The organism is Synechococcus sp. WC101 (assembly GCF_047461555.1).
Lineage (GTDB): Bacteria > Cyanobacteriota > Cyanobacteriia > Thermostichales > Thermostichaceae > Thermostichus.
The window spans coordinates 1-2,981 of record NZ_JANSHG010000219.1; the positions used below are offsets into that span (position 1 = coordinate 1).

The 2,981-nt window shown below is 59.0% G+C and carries 2 protein-coding genes, 1 pseudogene and 1 CRISPR repeat array; of the genes and pseudogenes, 2 read left to right on the forward strand and 1 reads right to left on the reverse strand.

Features of this window, described 5'->3' with window-relative positions; genetic code table 11:
• Window positions 1-273 (reverse strand): annotated as a pseudogene (locus tag NW809_RS11650) (energy transducer TonB); the annotation flags it as partial.
• Window positions 274-532: 259 nt separating this feature from the next.
• Between NW809_RS11650 and NW809_RS11655 the strand changes: the two are divergent.
• The gene (locus NW809_RS11655) at window positions 533-1,012 is read left to right on the forward strand and encodes a VOC family protein (RefSeq protein ID WP_011430110.1); all 480 of its coding nucleotides are present in this window, start codon (window positions 533-535) and stop codon (window positions 1,010-1,012) included.
• 17 nt (window positions 1,013-1,029) lie between these two features.
• On the forward strand, window positions 1,030-1,887 hold the full coding sequence (locus tag NW809_RS11660; protein WP_011430111.1) for a Tab2/Atab2 family RNA-binding protein: 858 nt from the start codon (window positions 1,030-1,032) through the stop codon (window positions 1,885-1,887).
• Window positions 1,888-2,196: 309 nt separating this feature from the next.
• Window positions 2,197-2,913: direct repeats of the CRISPR family, unit length 36 nt; unit sequence GTTCCCCCTTCGGGGGGATCCCTAGAAATTGGAAAC.
• Window positions 2,914-2,981: the final 68 nt, after the last annotated feature.

Consider the following 2,981-nt stretch of genomic DNA (forward strand, 5'->3'; position numbering starts at 1 on the left):
GCCCTGAGAAGGGGGGGCTTCCGCCCGCTCGCCCCCATCGCGGGAATCCACTTCCGAAACCAGCTCTGCTTCTTCCGGCGGCTTGAGATCTTCTGGCTCTAGCAGGATAAACTCAATGGCCTCTTGTTCTTGCTGGCGAAGTGGCCAAAATCGACTCCAGTAGAGCAAGGCCAGCAGCGCCAGCACGTGCAGCAGCAAGGACAGCGCCACCATCCAAAAAAAGTCGCGCGCCTCTTCCTCGCGGCGGCGCTGTTCAACCCAGATGCTGGTCATGACCAAGCTTGCCCCTTCTTACAAACCTCTCAACACACCGAGTTCTCTTGCTGCAGACTCGGCCAAAGAACTCCGTCTCGCTGACGCGAGAGTGCTCCGCACTGCTGGCGCAAGCAGATTACACGCTAGCTAGTGTTATAGCATCCGAGCGGTTGGGCTTCCTGCGCAAAGGCGTACAGTCGGCATTCCACCTGGCAGCAGCCGTTCTAAAATCGCCTACCTTGATAAAGAGCGGGGATCCCGATTTGAAGGAGAGCCCATGGAACCCATCTGCTTTCATCTGGCCTTTCCGGTTGCCGATCTTGCCTTGGCCAAGGCCTACTACGGCGAGGGCTTGGGCTGCGAGGTCGGTCGAGAAACCCCTGCCGCCGTCATCTTGAACCTGTATGGCCATCAACTGGTGGCCCACCTCACCCAGGAAAAGCTGACGCCCCAGCGGGGCATCTACCCCCGCCACTTTGGCCTGATCTTCCCTGCCCAGGCAGATTGGCAGGCGCTGGCCGAGCGGGCCCGCACGCGGGGATTGCTTTTCTATCAGGAGCCACGCTGGCGCTTTGTCGGCACCCCCCTGGAGCACGGCACCTTCTTTTTGCAGGATCCCTTCTACAACCTGCTGGAGTTTAAGTACTACCGCTACCCTGCCGCCATTTTTGGAGAGCGGGAATGGGCTTTGGTCGGGGATACTGCTTTCCATCCCTCAGGCCAACAGCTTCCGGATCGCTCTCCCAGCAGTGCGTAGCAAACGGGAGGAACACCTTGGCCACTCAACCCCTACACTCTAGCCCTGGGCGCGGCCCCATTTGGCAGATGGATTTCAACGCCGTCCCACTGCGGGATGGGCAGGGGCGGCGGGTTTGGGAGCTGCTGGTCTGCGATGCCAGCGGCCAGTTGCGCCAGGCCAAGTATTGCAGCAACCAAGAGGTCAATAGCACCTGGGTAGCCCAACAGTTGCGCGGCTATCTGGAGGCAGCCCCCCAGCCGCCTGCAGCCATTCGCGTCTTCCGAGCCCGCATGAGCTCCATCTTGCAGCGGGCCTGCAACGCCGCCGGGATCCCCATGCTGCCCAGCCGTCGGGTCTATGCCCTCAAGGCCTGGATGCGAGAGCGGGCAGAGCAGGTTTACCCCCAAGAAACCCAGTTCACCTACAGCCCTGAGCCCCCTGTAGAGCCGGAGCCGCCGGATCCCATCCCCCTGCCGGATAAGTTGCAGGGGGAGCGCTGGGCGTTCGTGACGCTGCGGGCCAGGGATCTGCGGGAAGCCGAGACCTGGCCAATGGAATTCGGCGAGCTGTTCCCGGTGAACTGGGAGGCCTGGGCGCCGGACACGATCATTCCCGGCTTGGTGATTGCCTCGCGGCGGGCTTTGCCCATAGCAGCTTGGCTGAGCGGTATGGAGCCTGCTTATTTGCATGTTGCCGAGGGACGGCTGCTGTTCGAGGCTGGCCTCAACGATTGCTATCTGTTTGCGCAATTAAAAGATGAAAAGCTGCGGGCGGAGGCAGAAGGCTTTGCCCAGCGACAACGCCAAGCCCAAGGGATCCATTTCCTTGCCATCCAGAGCGATTTCCGGGCCCAGTCCTTCGCCGGCTTTTGGCTGATGCAGTACCCTCTCTAGAACAGTTGTCGGCCTGTCTGCCCCGCCACTCGCTCCGCCCCAGTTGCCTGGGCAGCCCGCAAACCCTTGCGTGAATCCTCAGGCTAGCTATGTTTGCGAGGCAACACAAAAATGGTATCAACGCCTCTGCGAGCGCCTCGCCAAAACCCGCAAAGGCTGATTCTTTCGTTGACCCGCTCGATGCCTTGCGCCACAAGGCTTTCAGGCCTCTCACCCCCCCTCTTCGGGGCCCTTTTTTGCCACCTTCGACCGACCCCCTCGCAAATAGGCCTTGCATTCCTTGCCCTGCTTGGGTTTAGTAGGGGTAGAGTTCCCCCTTCGGGGGGATCCCTAGAAATTGGAAACCCGGTCTTCAATTAACCAGACTCCCCCGCCTTGGGGGTACGTGTTCCCCCTTCGGGGGGATCCCTAGAAATTGGAAACACGATTGACGCAGCTCTGCGTCAGGTCCAACTAATCTAGTTCCCCCTTCGGGGGGATCCCTAGAAATTGGAAACGTCAAGCCAATCCAAGGCTCCTGTAAGGTCCATAAAGTTCCCCCTTCGGGGGGATCCCTAGAAATTGGAAACAAACTGGGCAATCTCTCGACCAAGATCAAGCCATCACAGATCGTTCCCCCTTCGGGGGGATCCCTAGAAATTGGAAACTGTAACTACAGCACCTGCACCAGCTGGTGGTTATGACCGTTCCCCCTTCGGGGGGATCCCTAGAAATTGGAAACAAGCACCTAAGCTAGTCTTTGTAACAAACCCAGTTTATCAAGTTCCCCCTTCGGGGGGATCCCTAGAAATTGGAAACGTGCCTATCTTCGGTTGGCTGCGCTGTGCAGAGTTACTTCCGGTTCCCCCTTCGGGGGGATCCCTAGAAATTGGAAACTCTGCCTGGCCATTGACCTTGAGTAGCAGCTAATCCAGTTCCCCCTTCGGGGGGATCCCTAGAAATTGGAAACTAGCCGACTGGCCAAGTGCTGCAAAACTTGGTTCGCTCTCTGTTCCCCCTTCGGGGGGATCCCTAGAAATTGGAAACTTCATAAAGTACCCACCGGCGTGGGCTACAATGGGCTGCAGTTCCCCCTTCGGGGGGATCCCTAGAAA